This window comes from Rhodoferax bucti, assembly GCF_005876985.1.
GTDB classification, from domain to species: domain Bacteria; phylum Pseudomonadota; class Gammaproteobacteria; order Burkholderiales; family Burkholderiaceae_C; genus Allorhodoferax; species Allorhodoferax bucti.
This window is the reverse complement of record NZ_VAHD01000001.1, coordinates 334,784-349,739: the sequence shown is the minus strand read 5'-3', so window position 1 is coordinate 349,739 and position 14,956 is coordinate 334,784. Positions and strand designations below refer to the sequence as shown.

The following is a 14,956-nucleotide window of genomic DNA, read 5'->3' as shown; positions in this document are numbered from 1 at the left end:
AAGAGACAACCATGTTCTACAGAGAAAACGGCCAATTCAAAACCACCTACCGTGCGGACCAGCAGATATTCCCCATTCTGCAAGACCGCATGGCCATCGTGGCCCTGTTGCTGGTGGGCTTTGCGCTGGTGCCCATGCTGGCCAGCGACTACCTGTTCCGGGCGATCCTGATTCCCTTTTTGATCTTCTCGCTGGCAGCCGTCGGTGTGAATATTTTGGTCGGCTTTTGTGGCCAGATTTCGCTGGGCTCCGGCGCCTTCATGGCAGTAGGCGCGTATGCGGCCTACAACTTCTTTGTGCGTATTGAAGGCATGCCCTTGTTGGTGGCTCTGCTGCTCGGCGGCGTGAGCTCCATGCTTTTTGGCATGGTCTTCGGCCTGCCCAGTTTGCGCGTCAAGGGCTTGTACCTGGCGGTGGCCACGCTGGCCGCGCAGTTCTTTGCCGACTGGATGTTTTTGCGTATTCAGTGGTTCACCAACAACTCACCTTCGGGCTCGGTGTCGGTGTCCAACTTGCAGGTGTTCGGTCTCTCGCTGGAGAGCCCGGTCGCCAAGTACCTGTTCTGTTTGAGCCTGCTGGCCGTGATTGCACTGTTGGCCAAAAACCTGGTCCGTGGTGCGGTAGGTCGGGAGTGGATGGCGATTCGCGACATGGACGTGGCCGCGGCCGTGATCGGCATCCGCCCCATGTACGCCAAGCTCAGTGCGTTTGCGGTCAGCTCCTTCATCGTGGGTGTGGCGGGCGCGCTGTGGGGCTTTATCTACCTGGGTGCTTGGGAGCCTGCCGCATTCTCGGTGGACCAGTCGTTCAAGCTGCTGTTCATGGTGATTATTGGTGGCATGGGTTCCATCATGGGCAGCTTCTTCGGCGCTGCCTTCATTGTGGTGTTGCCCATCTTCTTGAGCCAGTTCCTGCCTGCGTTGGCTGGTCTGTTCGGTTTTGAGATTTCCACGGCGGCGGTGTCACATGCCGAGCTCATGGTGTTCGGCGGCTTGATCGTCTGGTTCCTGATCGTGGAGCCGCATGGCTTGGCCAAGCTCTGGTCTATCGGTAAACAGAAATTGCGTTTGTGGCCCTTCCCCCATTGAGGGCAGGCCAGGTTCCGTGTTTTCCCCGTGCTTCAACCACTTATTACAGGAGAGACAAATGAAGCTATCTAAACTCGTACTCGCAAGCACTCTGGTGGCTGCCGGTGCATCCGGCCTGATGGCGGGCAACGCCTTTGCGCAAGCCAAGGAGCAGTTCATTCCGGTGCTGTCCTACCGCACCGGGCCTTATGCGCCCAACGGCGTGCCGTGGGCCAACGGCTATGTGGACTACATCAAGCTCACCAATGCGCGTGGTGGCATCAACGGGGTGAAGTTCAGCTTTGAAGAATGCGAAACCGGCTACGACACCGCCCGCAGCGTGGAGTGCTACGAGCGCTTGAAGAGCAAGGGTGCCTCTTTTGTGCAGCCCCTGTCTACAGGCGCTACTTTTGCGATTACCGAAAAAGCCCCTGCCGACAAAATCCCCGTGGTGACCGTGGGCTACGGCCGCAGCGAGAGCGCAGACGGCTCGGTGTTCAAGTGGAACTTCCCCATCGCCGGCACCTACTGGGTGGCGGCTGACGCCATCATGCAAGCCATCGGCAAGAAAGAGGGCGGTCTGGACAAGCTCAAGGGCAAGAAGATTGCACTGGTCTACCACGATAGTCCATTTGGCAAAGAGCCCATTCCCCTGTTGCAAGAGCGTGCCGCCATGCTCGGCTTCAACCTGACCCTGCTGCCCGTGACCGCGCCCGGCGTGGAGCAAAAAGCCACTTGGCTGCAAGTGCGCCAGAACCGTCCTGACTATGTGGTGCTGTGGGGCTGGGGCGTGATGAACTCCACCGCCATCAAGGAAGCGCAAGCCACCGGCTACCCCCGCGAGAAGATGTACGGCGTGTGGTGGGCCGGTGCGGAGCCCGACGTGAAAGACGTGGCGGACGGCGCCAAGGGCTACAACGCGGTGACTATGCAGCATGGTGCCGAGCCCAACTCCAAGCTGGTGAAGGACGTGATGGCCATGGTGCACGGCAAGGGCCAGGGCACCGGACCGAAGGAAGAAGTCGGCCAGGTGCTCTACATGCGCGGAGCCATGAGCGCCATGCTCGCGATCGAAGGTGTGCGTGCTGCGCAAGACCGCTTCGGCAAGGGCAAGGTCATGACGGGTGAGCAAGTGCGCTGGGGTCTGGAAAACCTGAACCTCACCCAGCCCAAGCTGGATGCGCTGGGCTTTGCCGGCGTGATGCGCCCTATCAGCACCTCGTGCATGGACCACATGGGCGCATCCTGGGCCCGTATTCACACCTGGGACGGCGCCAAGTGGCAGTTCACCTCCGACTGGTTGCAAGCGGATGAGCAGATCTTGAAGCCTTTGGTGAAGACCACCGCAGCCAAGTACGCCGCCGAGAAGAAACTGACCGCCCGCACCCCTGCTGATTGTCAGTCTTGAGTGAGTAGCAGGCCGGGAAGCGGAGCACTCCGCTCCGCGAATGTCCCCCGGCCTGCGGCCTCCTCCTTGATTTCGCTGCGCAGAGCGCCCCGCATCCCAAGTAGCGTGTCTGCGCAACTTGCTTAGAAAGTACGGTCATGAGTGAACCGAAAAACATCGTTCTCAACGTGAATGGCATCGAGGTCATTTACAACCACGTCATCCTGGTGCTCAAGGGGGTGTCGCTGCAGGTGCCGGAAGGTGGCATTGTGGCCATCCTGGGCGGCAATGGCGCGGGCAAAACCACCACGCTGCGGGCCATCTCCAACCTGCTGGCAGGTGAGCGGGGCGAGGTCACCAAGGGCAGCATTGAGTTGCGGGGTGAGCGCATTGAAAACCTGAGTCCCGCCGATTTGGTGCGCCGCGGCGTGGTGCAGGTGATGGAGGGGCGGCATTGCTTTGCCCACCTCACCATCGAGGAAAACCTGCTCACCGGTGGCTATACGCGCCACAGCAAAGCCGAGGTGGCTGCCAACCTCGAGAAGGTTTACAACTACTTTCCCCGTCTCAAAACCCGCCGCGCCAGCCAGGCGGCTTACACCTCCGGCGGTGAGCAGCAGATGTGCGCCATCGGCCGCGCGCTCATGGCCAACCCCAGCATGGTGTTGCTGGATGAACCCTCCATGGGCCTCGCGCCACAGATCGTGGAAGAGGTGTTTGAGATCGTGAAAGACCTCAACGCCAAAGAGAAGGTCACCTTCCTGCTGGCCGAGCAGAACACCAACATGGCCCTGAAGTACGCCGACTACGGCTACATCATGGAAAGCGGCCGCGTGGTGATGGACGGTGCGGCGGAAGACTTGCGCAGCAATGAAGACGTCAAGGAGTTCTACCTCGGTGTGGGGGGCGGTGAACGCAAGAGCTTCAAAGACGTGAAGAGCTACAAGCGCCGCAAGCGCTGGTTGGCCTGAAATTTTTATACAAAATGTGCTGCTGGCGCCCGTGGAATGTGCGCAAGCAGCTCCTGAAATAATAGCAATCAAGCCGACGGAGAGCCTATGATCCCTGCCTACGACGCCCTGGAAACCCGTTCGCAGGCCGAGCGTGAAGCTGCCCATATGGCGGCACTGCCCCGGCAGGTGGCCCACGCCCAGCAGCACAGCCCTGCCTTCGCAGGCATCTTGCAGGGCGTGGAGGCCACCCGCATCGTGGACCGTGTGGCCCTTGCGGGTTTGCCGGTTACCCGCAAGTCCGAGTTGCAGGCACTGCAGCAGGCAGCGCGTCAGCAAGGCGGCAATGCGTTTGGTGGTTTCAGCGCGATCGGCTTCGGGCAAGCCATGACGCGTGTGTTTGCCAGTCCCGGCCCCATTTACGAGCCGGAAGGCACCGCGCGTGACTATTGGCGCATGGCACGGGCCATTTATGCCGCAGGCTTTCGCCCCGGCGAGTTGATCCACAACAGTTTCAGCTACCACTTTGTGCCGGCCGGCTCCATGATGGAAACCGGCGCCCATGCTTTGGGGTGCACCGTATTCCCCGGGGGCACGGGGCAGACCGAGCAGCAGGTGCAGGCCATGGCCGAGCTGCAGCCGGCAGGCTATATCGGCACGCCCAGCTTCTTGAAGATCATTTTGGAGAAAGCGCTGGAGATGGGGGTGGCTCTGCCCACCGTGCGCAAAGCCATGTTCGGCGGCGAGGCGTTTCCGCCTTCACTGCGCGACTGGTTCACCGCCCACGGGGTGGATGGCTACCAGTGCTACGCCACCGCCGACCTGGGGCTGATTGCCTACGAGACCAGCGCCCGCGAGGGCCTGGTGCTGGATGAGCAGGTGATTGTGGAAATCGTGCGGCCCGGCACCGGCGACCCTGTGCCCGAAGGCGAAGTGGGCGAGCTGGTGGTGACCAGCCTGAATCCGGACTACCCCTTGATCCGCTTCGGCACCGGCGACCTCTCGGCGGTGCTTCCCGGCCCGTGCCCCACCGGCCGCACCAACACCCGCATCAAGGGCTGGATGGGCCGTGCCGACCAAACCACCAAGGTGCGCGGAATGTTTGTGCACCCCAAGCAGGTGGACGAGGTGGCCAAACGCTTCCCCGAGGTGCGCAAGGCCCGCCTGGTGGTGAGTGGCGAGATGGCCAATGACCAGATGACCCTGAAGCTCGAAGTCGAGGGCGCGCCGGAGGGCCTGGCCCAGCGCGTGGCCGATGCCGTGCGCGACGTGACCAAGCTGCGCGGCGATGTGCAGTTGTTGGCGCCCGGCAGCTTGCCCAATGACGGCAAGGTGATCGAGGACGCACGCAGCTACCGCTGAGTGCAGGGCCCGCATGGCCGGGCCCTCAGGGTTTTCCCGAGCTGTTGAACACCACAGTTAGCAGGGACTTTCAGTCGCGGTAACCTTCACACCGCTCAACCAAAAACAGGAGACAAATCCATGAAAAAACTACTCGTTGCGACCGCGGCCGTGATGTCGATTTCTGCGTTCGCGCAGGCCTATCCGTCCAAGCCGATCACCATCGTGGTGCCCTTCACCGCTGGCGGCCCTACCGACCGTGTGGCCCGCGACCTGGGCGAAGCCCTGCGCAAGCAGCTGGGCGATGTGAGCATCATCATCGACAACACGGCGGGTGCAGGCAGCTCCATCGGTACCGGCAAAGTCGCCAAGGCCGCGCCGGATGGCTACACCCTGCTGCTGAACCACATTGCCATGGGCACCATGCCCGGTTTGCTGCGTAACATGACGTTCAAGGTGGAGTCCGACTTCGAATACCTGGGCATGATCAACGACGTGCCCATGACGCTCATCGGCCGCCCCGACCTGCCTGCCAAGAGCTACAAAGAGCTGTCCACCTGGATCGGCCAGAACGTCGGTAAGATCAACCTGGGTAACGCCGGTATTGGTTCCGCATCGCACCTGTGCGGTTTGCTGTTCCAGAACGCCGTGAAGGTCGACATGACCACTGTGCCCTACAAGGGCACCGCACCCGCCATGACCGATTTGATCGGTGGCCAGATCGACCTGATGTGCGACCAGACCACCAACACCAGCCAGCAAATCGAAGGCAAAAAGGTGCAGGCCTACGCCGTAACGACCGCCAAGCCTTTGACCACCGCCGCTTTGAAGACGCTGCCCACTCTGCAAAGCCAGGGCTTGTCTAACTTTGAGGTCACCATCTGGCACGGCCTGTACGCCCCCAAGGGCACACCTGCCGATGTGCAAACCAAGCTGAACACTGCCTTGAAAGCCGCGCTGAAAGACGCCGACTTCATCAAGAAGCAAGAAGCCTTGGGCGCTGTGGTTGTCACCGACAAGCGTGTGGAGCCCGCCGAGCACAAGAAGTTTGTGGCGGCCGAAATCGCCAAGTGGACGCCCATCATCAAAGCAGCTGGCGTCTACGCTGACTGATCCAGCCTGAAACCCGTCTGACCCGCTGGCCGGGTCAGACGCCCCAAGTAATGTCTTTGCCCGCAGCCATGCTGCGGCGGGCCATGTCCAACAAGGGCGCAGCCCGCTGGCGCAGCGTCACACCCGCAGGCAAGGTGTCTTCCCCCCTCTCTTGGGCCTCAAGCGCCGCCTGAATGCGCTGGGCCTCCTCGTGGGCAATCGCCTCTTCGAGTGCGCTGATGGCCGCCGGCATGTCGGCGGCTTGCAAAATGCCTTTGCGCAGGCCGGCCTCATCGGTGCGGCCCCAGAGCATCAAAATCTGACGTCCATTGGGTTCCAACATGATGACGTCGCTGGCGACTTTGGATTTGAATTTGTAGAGCATGTTGCGGCCTGCGGTGGTTTTATGATGCGGTGAACTGCGGATGCAGCCCTACCCACAGCATACTGATGAGAGGACCCTCCCCCATGGCCGATTTACACATCCAGCGTGAACACAGTCTGGGCTTTGCCGCCGCCCGCAAAGTGGCCTTCGAGTGGGCCGAGCAGGCCGAGCAGGAGTTCGATATGGAGTGCACCTATGTGGAGGGCGACGATCTGGATGAAGTGGTCTTCCAGCGCTCCGGGGTGAGCGGTGTGCTGCGGGTGAGCCAAGACCGCTTCGACCTCACCGCCAAGCTCGGTTTTTTGCTGGGAGCGTTTAAAGACAAGATTGAGGCCGAGATTGTCAAAAATCTGGACGCCTTGTTGGCCGCCAAGCCTGCCAACAAGGCAGCGAGCAAAGCAGCGGTGAAAACCGGGACGAAAAAAAAGTAGCACGCATGCTACTCTTTTGATAGCTGCCCGCGCACATTCGGCGGGCGCTAGGGGCTGATTTAGCTCAAAGACTCGATCAGGTCGATGTACTGTTGCATCGCATCGTCGCTGCTGGTGCCCTTGAAGCCATTCCAGGCGTCCCACTTGGCACGGCCCACCATATCAGCAAAGCCGGGCTTCTTCTCGGCGTTGTCGCCGGCAGTGGCTTGCTTGTAGAGCGCGTAGATTTTGAGCAGGGTGCCGTTGTCGGGCCGCTCGCTCAGGTTTTTGGAATTCGCAACAGCGGCTTCAAAAGAGGCTTTCAAATCGGCCATGGTTTTCTCCGTTCGGGGTGTGCTGGAAACTGAAACTAGGGGGAACACCCGATGCAAGCAGGTGCTTCACCCGTATCTTAAGCGGCGTTTTACCCGCAGAATAGGCAGCTACCCCCAACCCTGTTGAGTCCGGAGCATCCATGGTCACCCGCGTCATTGCCAAGAACGTTGTCAAGCAGGCCCGCCGCAAAGTCGCCGATACCGTGGCCCCGGTCACACCAGTAGCCAAAAAGGTCACCCGGCGCGCACGCAAAGCCGTGGGTGCCGCGCAGAAAAATGTGGCAGACGCCGTCATCGGCACGCTGGGTTTGCAGGGTGAGCGCATGTCCAAGGTCGACACGGCCTGGCTGCGCATGGACTCGGACTTCAACCTGATGATGATCGTTGGCGTCTGGGTGACCAAGCCCGGTCTGCCTTTGGCGGACTTGAAGCAGCGGGTGGAAGACCGTTTGTTGAAATATCCGCGCTTCAAGCAACGCGTGGTGGAAGACGCTGCCGGAGCCAGTTGGGTGGAGGATGCGGCGTTCGATATCGACCGCCATGTGGTCATCGAAACCTTGCCCAAAAAACCGCGTGGCCGTGAGCAAGAGGCACTGCAAGACCGCCTGGCCGCACTGACCATGGAGCCCTTGGACCGCAGCCGCCCCCTGTGGCAGTTGCATTTGGTGGAGAACTACAAAGGTGGCTCGGCCCTGATGGTGCGCATTCACCACTGCATTGCCGATGGTATTGCGCTCATCTCGGTGACCCAGTCGCTGGTGGATGGTGGCAGCCCGCCCCCGCAGCGCCGCAGCAAGGCCGAGCGTGCGCAAGGCATGGAGGGCGCAGAAGCCTGGCTGAGTGACGCCTTGCTCAAGCCACTCACCCACATGGCTGTGAAGGCCCTGGGGGCGGCGGGCGATGGCGCTGTCAAATCCATGGGCTTGCTGATGGAGCCGCAAAAAGGTGTGGAGTCCGGGGTGAGCAACTCGGTGGACATGGCCAAGATGGCTTACCAAGTGGTGAGCGATTTGGCGTCCTTGGCGCTGATGCCCGACGACTCACCCACCCGCCTCAAAGGCCAGCCCGGCACGTCCAAGCGGGTGGCTTGGTGCAAGCCCTTGCCTTTGGCCGAAGTAAAGGCGGTGGGCAAGGCGCTGAACTGCTCGATCAACGATGTGCTGCTGAGCTGTGTGGCGGGTGCCATTGGCGAGTATCTGCGCGAGCAGGGTGATGAGGTGTCCGGCAAAGAAATCCGCGCCATGGTGCCGGTGAACTTGCGGCCGCTGGAGCACGCCTACAAGCTGGGGAACCAATTTGGCTTGGCGCCGCTGGTGCTACCCATTGGCGTGGACAACCCGGTGGAGCGGGTCTACGAGGTGCGCACCCGCATGCGGGGCCTCAAGGGCAGCATGCAGCCCTTGCTGGCGTTTGGCTTGCTGGCGGTGGCGGGTTTGCTGATCAAACCCGCGCAGGACGCCTTGCTGAACCTGTTCTCCAAGAAGACCACGGCGGTGATGACCAATGTGCCCGGCCCGCGCGAGAAGCTCAAAATCTGCGGCGCCACGATTGAAGAGAACCTCTTCTGGGTGCCGCAGAGTGGTTCGGTGGGCTTAGGCGTGTCGATCCTGAGCTATGGCGGCGGGGTGCAGTTCGGGGTAGTGTCGGATGCCACCCTGTGCTCGGACCCGCAGCAAATCATCGACCAATTCGAGCCGGAGTTCGCCAAGCTCTCGATGCTGACGCTGATGTTGCCTTGGGGCGATTGATCAGTTGGCCAATTCGGCTTGCACCTGCAGCACGCCCAGGTGCTCCATCGCATCCAGCGGGGTAATGGTAGCGGCCTGCTCGTACAGGCACAAGGCTTCGGCGTCGTACGCGTCTGCGTCCAGCATCATCAAGCCACGTGCGTATTCTGTGAGCGCAAGGGCCGCACGCGGAATGAGCGCAAGGCCGGTGCGGAAGTGCTGCAGTGCCGTTTCCCGCTTCGCGCCATACGTCATGCTGCCGATGAGCGGCCCCACTTTGTCGATGACTTCGGCGTGAAAGGTGCCCAGCGCAAGGTGCGCGTCCGCATGGCGGGGTTGCAGCGCGATGGCGGTTTCAAACGCGGTTTTGATTTTGTCGCCATACCCCTGTGCCAAGGCTTTGGCCACACTGGTGCCTTGGCTGTAGCGGCCTAGGGCGTAGCCATACAAGTAGTGGGCATTGGGGTTGCCGGGTTCGGCATTGATGTGGGCGCGGGCCCGCTCTGCGGTGTCAAAGTAGAGTTTGAGTTTGCCGGTTTCACCTTGCTCCAGGTAGTCGGCTTGAATCAGGCTGGCCTTGTTCATGAGCGTGTAACCCGCCGTGCCCAGCAGGCGCCCGAGCTGGAAGGCGGCTTCAAACTCACCCCGGTGGTAGAGCGCCCAGGCCTCCTGCAACTCGGGGTCTTGCGGCAGGGGTTCCTGATCGCCGGCATGGAGCTGAGGCCACGCGGCCATCAAGCGGGCGTTGTCCCACGTGTGCAATTTCACATACGGGTAGGGGGCCCAGGTCGGTGTGCCGTGCATCAGGGGGTGTTGTAGGCGCCGGTGAGTTGCATCAGATGCTGGCGTTGCTGGGCCTCCAGATAAGGCACCAGCAGGTTGAGCACATGCTGCCCGCCGCGTAGCAGGGCGGCTTGGGCACTGGCGGGCTCCAAGGCGTTGCGCGGATCGCGCACATATTCAAAGCTCAACCAGTAGGTGAGCACCACCACCATGCTGGTGGCGGTAGGCTCCATCTCGCGCACGTCCATGCGCAGAGCGCCGGCGCGGGCCATGCATTCGAGCATGGCGCGGATGGAGCGGGTTTTATTTTTCAGCACGCTCTGAAAATGGGTTTCCAGGCGGCGGTTTTTGCTCAGCAGGTCGTTGAGGTCGCGGTACAAAAAGCGGTACTGCCAAATCAACTCAAACAGGGTGTGCATGAAGAACCAGGCGTCTTCCACGTCGCGCACGTTGTCGCTGGCGTTGAGCACTTCGTTGAGAGAGCGCTCATAGCGGTCAAACAGCGAGTTGATCAGCTCGTCTTTGGCGGGGTAGTGGTAGTACAGGTTGCCCGGGCTGATGCCCAGTTCGGCGGAGATCAGCGTGGTCGATACATTGGGCTCTCCGAAGCGGTTGAACAGCTCCAGGGTGGTTTCGAGAATCCGCTCGGCGGTACGCCGCGGCGCTTTTTTAACCATGCGTCAGTGCCTCAGCCGAGTTTCGTGGCGGACCACGTGTGAAAGATCATCCATGACATCCTGCAATGTACCCAAAGCCTGCCCCAGGCGGGATGGGAGTTTCCTAGGGGCGCATAAGTGGCGCTTGCTGTCGTTCAGCACATCATGCCGCAGTTGAATGCCGTGGCGCTGGAGTGAGGCCGTGAGGCTGGTATCGCCTGCTCGCAGTAGCTGGCGGGTTTGCTGGTACGCGTGCTCGGCGAGTTGCCTGCGTTGGGCGTAGCTGAAGGTGTTGGCGAGATACAGCTCGGGGTCCCGGTGGTCGGGTTCGATCAGCACGATGTCCGTGTCCGGGTAGGCGTGGGCGTAGTGCTTCATGCCCAGCTCCATGCGGGAGTGGATCATGGCGCGGAAGGTTTGGCTCATCACCGCCGGCAGGCCGCCATCCACGATGCGCGGTATCTGCGGCGCGGTGGCGTCAAAGGGCACGAGCGGGTTCAGGCAGATCAGCAGGTCCACGCCTTGCTCCAGCGCCACGGAGGCGTGCATGGTTTTTTTCATCGCGCCGTCTACGTAATACTCGTCGTCGATGGCAACGGGCGGGAACAACCCAGGGAGCGCAGAGCTGGCTTGCACGGCTTTGGAGATGGGCACGTGGTCCCAGCCCTGGCTACCGAAAGCGACGGCTTCTGCACTGTCCAGATGGGTGGCAACCAGGGTGAGCTGGCAGCGCAACTTGCGGAAATCGTTGGTACGCCCCGCCTGGTTGAACAGGCGGGCGAGTTGGGTGTCTACCTGCCGGTTGGAAAACACGCCGGTGGGCAAGGCAGGCGCCAGGCGTTCCAGCGCGCGCAGCGCCGAGGTACGGCCACGCAGCACGCCCCACCCCACGGACGCCAAGAGGCCCGGCAGCATGATGCCGCGGCGCACGAATTCGTCGTAAGCGGGCTCCATCAGCCATGCGGGATCGAAGTAATCGGCCGTGCCGGGACTCCCTTCGATAAAGGCTTTGCAGAGTTGCCGAGGGGTCATGCCGTTGGCCAGTGCTGCGGCAATGAAGCCACCCGCAGATACGCCCACGTAATGGTTCAAATGGGTGAAGTCCACCCCGGCCAACGACTCATCCAGCGCGCACAAGGCGCCGACCTCATAAATCGCCCCCAACGGGCCGCCACCGGCGAGCGCCAAGGCGATGGTGGGCGATGTTTTTTTGTCTGCCTTCATGAGAGGGAGTGTAGTGTTCTAGTCGTGGTGCGCATGTTGCGTTGCAGCAGTGTGGCAAGGCGTAAAAAAGGGCGCTTGCGCGCCCTGATGGACAGGTGGCTGCTGCTTAGTTTTGCGCAGCAGGTGCGTCGCCAACGGTGGGGGTTGATGTTTTTGTGGCTGTAGCGCTCTTGCTTACGGCTTTCTTTGCTGCAGTTTTGGTAGCGGTTGTTTTTTTGGCGGGAGCCTTCTTGGCGACGGAGGGGGTGGGCGCAGGTGCCGCTTTCTTTGCCACGGCCTTGGTGGTCTTGGCTGTAGCAGGCGCTTTAGGTGTCAGTTTCTGGACGGCTTGATGGAGCTCGTCGATACGGGCGATCAGGGCGTTGACGTCCTTGGCGGAGGGCACACCCAGTTTGTTCAGGGCTTTGGCGACGCGCTCTTCAAAAATGTTTTCCAGCTTGTCCCATTGGCCGGTCGCTTTGTTAGAGATGTCGTTGGCCATGGTGGACATTTTGGCGGTGGCTTCATTGATCTTGCCTTCAGCTGCAGCCTGCGTTTTGCGCTGGATGCTGACACCTTCTTTCACCAGGGCTTCAAAGGCCTTGCTGCCCTCTGCTTGCGCTCGGGTGAATGCGCCCAGGCCCGCTTGCCAGATTTGCTGCGCGGAATCTTTGACCGATGCCGACAAGGGGCTGGCAGCGGCTGTGGCGGGCTTGCTCTTGTGAATCTTTTTGACCATGAATAACTCCTGATGGGTGTGTGACGGGTGTGTTCGTGATGGTGCTTTAGCGTGGCATCTACTCTAAGCCCTGAAATAGGGTCTGTGTAGGTGGGCGCTACTAAGGTAAACACTGAATCGATCGCACAATGGCCGGCTTGGAATCGGTGGTCGCGGGTTTACGATGAAATCTGCGGCGCCAAAGTCCGTCAGAATTATTCGATCAACAGGAGCATGTATGCGGTATTTCGTCACAGGAGCTACGGGTTTTATCGGCAAACGCTTGGTCAAAAAGTTGTTGCAGCGCAAGGGCGCTACGGTGCATTTTTTGATCCGCAAGGAGAGCGAAGACAAGGTGGCCGGCTTGCGCGAGTTCTGGGGGCTGACGGATGCCAAATCTGCTGCGCGGGTGGTGCCGGTGTTTGGTGACTTGACGGGCAAAAAACTCGGAGTGGCCGCAGAGGTGATCAAGGCACTGAAAGGGCAGATTGATCACTTTTATCACTTGGCTGCGGTGTACGACCTAGAGGCTGACGAAGAGTTTCAGTTCGCGGTGAACATCGAGGGCACCCGCAACACGGTGGAGTTTGCCAAGGCGGTGGAGGTCGGGCACTTTCACCATGTGTCGTCGATTGCGGCCGCCGGCTTGTACGAAGGTGTGTTCCGCGAGGACATGTTTGACGAGGCGGAGAACTACGAGCATCCGTATTTCATGACCAAGCACGAGAGCGAAAAAATCGTGCGCAAGGAATGCAAGGTGCCGTGGTCGGTGTACCGCCCTGCCATGGTGGTGGGCGATAGCCAGACCGGCGAGATGGACAAGATTGACGGCCCCTACTACTTCTTCAAACTGATCCAGCGCATGCGGCAGTTGCTGCCGCCGTGGATGCCGTCCATTGGGTTGGAAGGCGGCCGGGTCAATATCGTGCCGGTGGACTTTGTGGTGAATGCACTGGACGTGATCAGCCACAAACAGGGCATTGCGAAGCAGTGCTACCACTTGGTCGATCCGGTGGGCTACCGCGTGGGCGATGTGCTCGACATCTTCAGCAAGGCGGCCCATGCGCCCAAGATGAATATCTTTGTGAATGCGGCATTGTTGGGTTTCATCCCCCGCAGCGTGACCAAGACCTTGATGGCGCTGGCCCCGGTGCGCCGGGTGCGCAACGCGATCATGAAAGACCTGAGCCTGCCCGAAGACATGCTCACGTTCATCAACTATCCCACCCGCTTTGATTGCCGTGATTCCCTAGCAATGCTGAAAGGTTCGGGCGTCGAGTGCCCTAACCTGAAAGACTATGCATGGCGCTTGTGGGACTACTGGGAGCGCCATCTGGATCCGGATTTGCACATCGATCGCTCCTTGCGCGGTACGGTGGGCGGCAAGGTGGTCTTGGTGACCGGGGGCTCGTCAGGCATCGGTTTGGCTGCTGCGCACAAGTTTGCCGAGGCCGGGGCCACGACCATCATCTGCGGCCGGGATGTGGACAAGCTGGAGGAAGCCTGCAAAGAAGCCAAGGCCAAGGGCTACAGTTTTGTGGCCTATCCCGCAGACATTGCCGATATGGCGGATTGCGATCGGTTCGTCAAAGTATTGATCGACAACCATGGCGGTGTGGACTTCCTGATCAACAACGCAGGCCGCTCCATCCGTCGCGCCATCGAGTCCAGCTATGACCGCTTTCACGACTATGAGCGCACCATGCAGCTCAATTACTTTGGTTGTTTGCGGGTGACCATGGGCCTGTTGCCCGGCATGGTGGCCAAGAAAAAAGGCCATATCGTGAACATCAGCTCCATTGGAGTGCTGACCAATGCGCCGCGCTTCAGCGCCTATGTGGCATCTAAAGCCGCGCTGGATGCGTGGACGCGCTGCGCGTCCAGCGAATTCGCGGACCAGGGCATCAGCTTCACAACGATCAATATGCCCTTGGTGCGTACCCCCATGATTGCGCCAACTGGCATTTACAACAATGTACCGACCTTGTCGCCTGAACAAGCTGCCGACATGGTGGCGGACGCCTGCATTAGCAAGCCAGTGCGAATCGCAACGCGTCTGGGCATCACTGGCCAGGTGATGCATGCCTTGGTGCCCCGCATCGCCCAAATTGCCATGAACACCAGCTTCCGCATGTTCCCCGATTCATCGGCCGCCAAGGGCGCTAAGCCGGGGGAAAAGCAGAAGCTGTCACCCGAGGCGATTGCGATGCAGCAGATGATGCGGGGGATTCATTTTTAATAGGATGCTGTTGCCAAGTTGCAAGAAGCAGCGAAAGCAACGCTGAATAAGTAGCTGCTGGCGACTGCGAGTGGTAGGAAGCACGGTAATCGGTGGATTTTGAATCTTAATTTTGCCTCGTCGGGCGGTGTTGCAGGCCTTACGGCCAACATCCGCCCCTCACGGGCGCACGTGTCCCATTAGACGTCCCCGGTTGATATAGATGTTGGCCAGCGTCAAGACCTTGAACTCCCGCGTGGCGTCTTATTGCTGGCCGCGGTAGCGCAACTTGGTAAATTCTCCTAGAAGCTTGATTATGCTGGGCACATTCTCTACTTGCCTCACGAAGTGGCTTAGGTTAACGCTGTAGTACAGGGCTTCCTCACAGGCTAAGTCAGCTTGGTTGAACCAGTGTTAGATGGCGAGGATTAGTATCCAGTCCGATGCGCGGCGGCCAGCTTGAGATAGTGCGAGGCTATCTTTTGCACAGTGTTGATCAGGGCACTAGCGCAAAGCCACACCCCCGAACAGCGCACCGATTTCAAACTCACCGAAAAAGACAACAAAAAGGCCTCCATCGAGTAAATCGTTATGCTTGAAAAGGAAATGAGCCAGGTCCAAATCCAATACAAAGACGCCGAACAAAAACTACGGCTCGGACTTGCTGAATTTGGTTGCGACGAC

14 protein-coding genes are annotated in these 14,956 nt (G+C 60.3%); 8 read left to right on the top strand and 6 right to left on the bottom strand.

The genetic code is table 11. The features are described from left to right. The first annotated feature begins 11 nt into the window (after positions 1 to 11). The 5 genes from FDM28_RS01670 (at position 12) to FDM28_RS01650 (ending at position 5,858) form a co-directional block, all read left to right on the top strand. A complete protein-coding gene (locus FDM28_RS01670; protein ID WP_138512404.1) occupies positions 12 to 1,088 on the top strand; it encodes a branched-chain amino acid ABC transporter permease in 1,077 nt (358 codons plus the stop codon). A gap of 58 nt (positions 1,089 to 1,146) precedes the next feature. Continuing rightward, complete coding sequence (locus FDM28_RS01665; RefSeq protein WP_138512402.1) at positions 1,147 to 2,475, top strand: ABC transporter substrate-binding protein; 1,329 nt, start codon at positions 1,147 to 1,149, stop codon at positions 2,473 to 2,475. A gap of 137 nt (positions 2,476 to 2,612) precedes the next feature. Beyond that, positions 2,613 to 3,425: an ABC transporter ATP-binding protein gene (locus FDM28_RS01660; RefSeq protein ID WP_138512400.1), complete on the top strand. Its 813-nt coding sequence runs from the start codon at positions 2,613 to 2,615 to the stop codon at positions 3,423 to 3,425. Between the two features lie 87 nt (positions 3,426 to 3,512). Further along, complete coding sequence (locus tag FDM28_RS01655; protein ID WP_138512398.1) at positions 3,513 to 4,766, top strand: phenylacetate--CoA ligase family protein; 1,254 nt, start codon at positions 3,513 to 3,515, stop codon at positions 4,764 to 4,766. 120 nt (positions 4,767 to 4,886) lie between these two features. Further along, positions 4,887 to 5,858, top strand: coding sequence for a tripartite tricarboxylate transporter substrate-binding protein (locus FDM28_RS01650; RefSeq protein ID WP_138512396.1), 972 nt, complete (start codon positions 4,887 to 4,889; stop codon positions 5,856 to 5,858). Between the two features lie 34 nt (positions 5,859 to 5,892). On the opposite strand, the gene FDM28_RS01645 is transcribed toward FDM28_RS01650, so the two are convergent. Further along, the gene (locus tag FDM28_RS01645) at positions 5,893 to 6,222 is read right to left on the bottom strand and encodes a DUF1840 domain-containing protein (RefSeq protein ID WP_138512394.1); all 330 of its coding nucleotides are present in this window, start codon (positions 6,220 to 6,222) and stop codon (positions 5,893 to 5,895) included. A gap of 83 nt (positions 6,223 to 6,305) precedes the next feature. On the opposite strand from FDM28_RS01645, the gene FDM28_RS01640 reads away from it, so the two are divergent. Then, a complete protein-coding gene (locus FDM28_RS01640) occupies positions 6,306 to 6,653 on the top strand; it encodes a polyhydroxyalkanoic acid system family protein (RefSeq protein ID WP_138512392.1) in 348 nt (115 codons plus the stop codon). 59 nt (positions 6,654 to 6,712) lie between these two features. Here FDM28_RS01640 and FDM28_RS01635 read toward each other — a convergent pair whose 3' ends face one another. Beyond that, positions 6,713 to 6,967: an acyl-CoA-binding protein gene (locus FDM28_RS01635; RefSeq protein WP_138512388.1), complete on the bottom strand. Its 255-nt coding sequence runs from the start codon at positions 6,965 to 6,967 to the stop codon at positions 6,713 to 6,715. A gap of 140 nt (positions 6,968 to 7,107) precedes the next feature. Here FDM28_RS01635 and FDM28_RS01630 point away from each other — a divergent pair, with 140 nt between their 5' ends. Continuing rightward, complete coding sequence (locus FDM28_RS01630) at positions 7,108 to 8,715, top strand: wax ester/triacylglycerol synthase family O-acyltransferase (protein ID WP_420852998.1); 1,608 nt, start codon at positions 7,108 to 7,110, stop codon at positions 8,713 to 8,715. Here the strand turns inward: FDM28_RS01630 and FDM28_RS01625 are convergent, their stop codons facing one another. The 4 genes from FDM28_RS01625 to FDM28_RS01610 form a co-directional block, all read right to left on the bottom strand. Next, on the bottom strand, positions 8,716 to 9,498 hold the full coding sequence (locus FDM28_RS01625; RefSeq protein WP_138512386.1) for a tetratricopeptide repeat protein: 783 nt from the start codon (positions 9,496 to 9,498) through the stop codon (positions 8,716 to 8,718). It abuts the gene before it with no gap. After that, positions 9,498 to 10,154, bottom strand: coding sequence for a TetR/AcrR family transcriptional regulator (locus tag FDM28_RS01620; RefSeq protein WP_138512383.1), 657 nt, complete (start codon positions 10,152 to 10,154; stop codon positions 9,498 to 9,500). The genes FDM28_RS01625 and FDM28_RS01620 overlap by 1 nt, the downstream gene beginning before the upstream one ends. A 3-nt stretch (positions 10,155 to 10,157) precedes the next feature. After that, positions 10,158 to 11,357 (bottom strand): patatin-like phospholipase family protein, encoded by a 1,200-nt coding sequence (locus tag FDM28_RS01615; RefSeq protein ID WP_138512379.1) that lies wholly within the window; start codon positions 11,355 to 11,357, stop codon positions 10,158 to 10,160. 106 nt (positions 11,358 to 11,463) lie between these two features. Further along, entirely contained in the window at positions 11,464 to 12,075 is a 612-nt protein-coding gene (locus FDM28_RS01610) for a phasin family protein (RefSeq protein WP_138512375.1), read from the bottom strand. Between the two features lie 217 nt (positions 12,076 to 12,292). Between FDM28_RS01610 and FDM28_RS01605 the strand changes: the two genes are divergently transcribed. Beyond that, the gene (locus tag FDM28_RS01605; RefSeq protein WP_138512373.1) at positions 12,293 to 14,293 is read left to right on the top strand and encodes an SDR family oxidoreductase; all 2,001 of its coding nucleotides are present in this window, start codon (positions 12,293 to 12,295) and stop codon (positions 14,291 to 14,293) included. Positions 14,294 to 14,956: the final 663 nt, after the last annotated feature.

Coding starts and splice junctions, on each gene's coding strand:
- FDM28_RS01650 (WP_138512396.1), top strand. CDS start 4,887: ATGAAAAAACTACTCGTTGCGACCGCGGCCGTGATGTCGATTTCTGCG.
- FDM28_RS01605 (WP_138512373.1), top strand. CDS start 12,293: ATGCGGTATTTCGTCACAGGAGCTACGGGTTTTATCGGCAAACGCTTG.
- FDM28_RS01645 (WP_138512394.1), bottom strand. CDS start 6,222: ATGCTCTACAAATTCAAATCCAAAGTCGCCAGCGACGTCATCATGTTG.
- FDM28_RS01670 (WP_138512404.1), top strand. CDS start 12: ATGTTCTACAGAGAAAACGGCCAATTCAAAACCACCTACCGTGCGGAC.
- FDM28_RS01660 (WP_138512400.1), top strand. CDS start 2,613: ATGAGTGAACCGAAAAACATCGTTCTCAACGTGAATGGCATCGAGGTC.
- FDM28_RS01615 (WP_138512379.1), bottom strand. CDS start 11,357: ATGAAGGCAGACAAAAAAACATCGCCCACCATCGCCTTGGCGCTCGCC.
- FDM28_RS01640 (WP_138512392.1), top strand. CDS start 6,306: ATGGCCGATTTACACATCCAGCGTGAACACAGTCTGGGCTTTGCCGCC.
- FDM28_RS01620 (WP_138512383.1), bottom strand. CDS start 10,154: ATGGTTAAAAAAGCGCCGCGGCGTACCGCCGAGCGGATTCTCGAAACC.
- FDM28_RS01665 (WP_138512402.1), top strand. CDS start 1,147: ATGAAGCTATCTAAACTCGTACTCGCAAGCACTCTGGTGGCTGCCGGT.
- FDM28_RS01630 (WP_420852998.1), top strand. CDS start 7,108: ATGGTCACCCGCGTCATTGCCAAGAACGTTGTCAAGCAGGCCCGCCGC.
- FDM28_RS01655 (WP_138512398.1), top strand. CDS start 3,513: ATGATCCCTGCCTACGACGCCCTGGAAACCCGTTCGCAGGCCGAGCGT.
- FDM28_RS01610 (WP_138512375.1), bottom strand. CDS start 12,075: ATGGTCAAAAAGATTCACAAGAGCAAGCCCGCCACAGCCGCTGCCAGC.
- FDM28_RS01635 (WP_138512388.1), bottom strand. CDS start 6,967: ATGGCCGATTTGAAAGCCTCTTTTGAAGCCGCTGTTGCGAATTCCAAA.
- FDM28_RS01625 (WP_138512386.1), bottom strand. CDS start 9,498: ATGCACGGCACACCGACCTGGGCCCCCTACCCGTATGTGAAATTGCAC.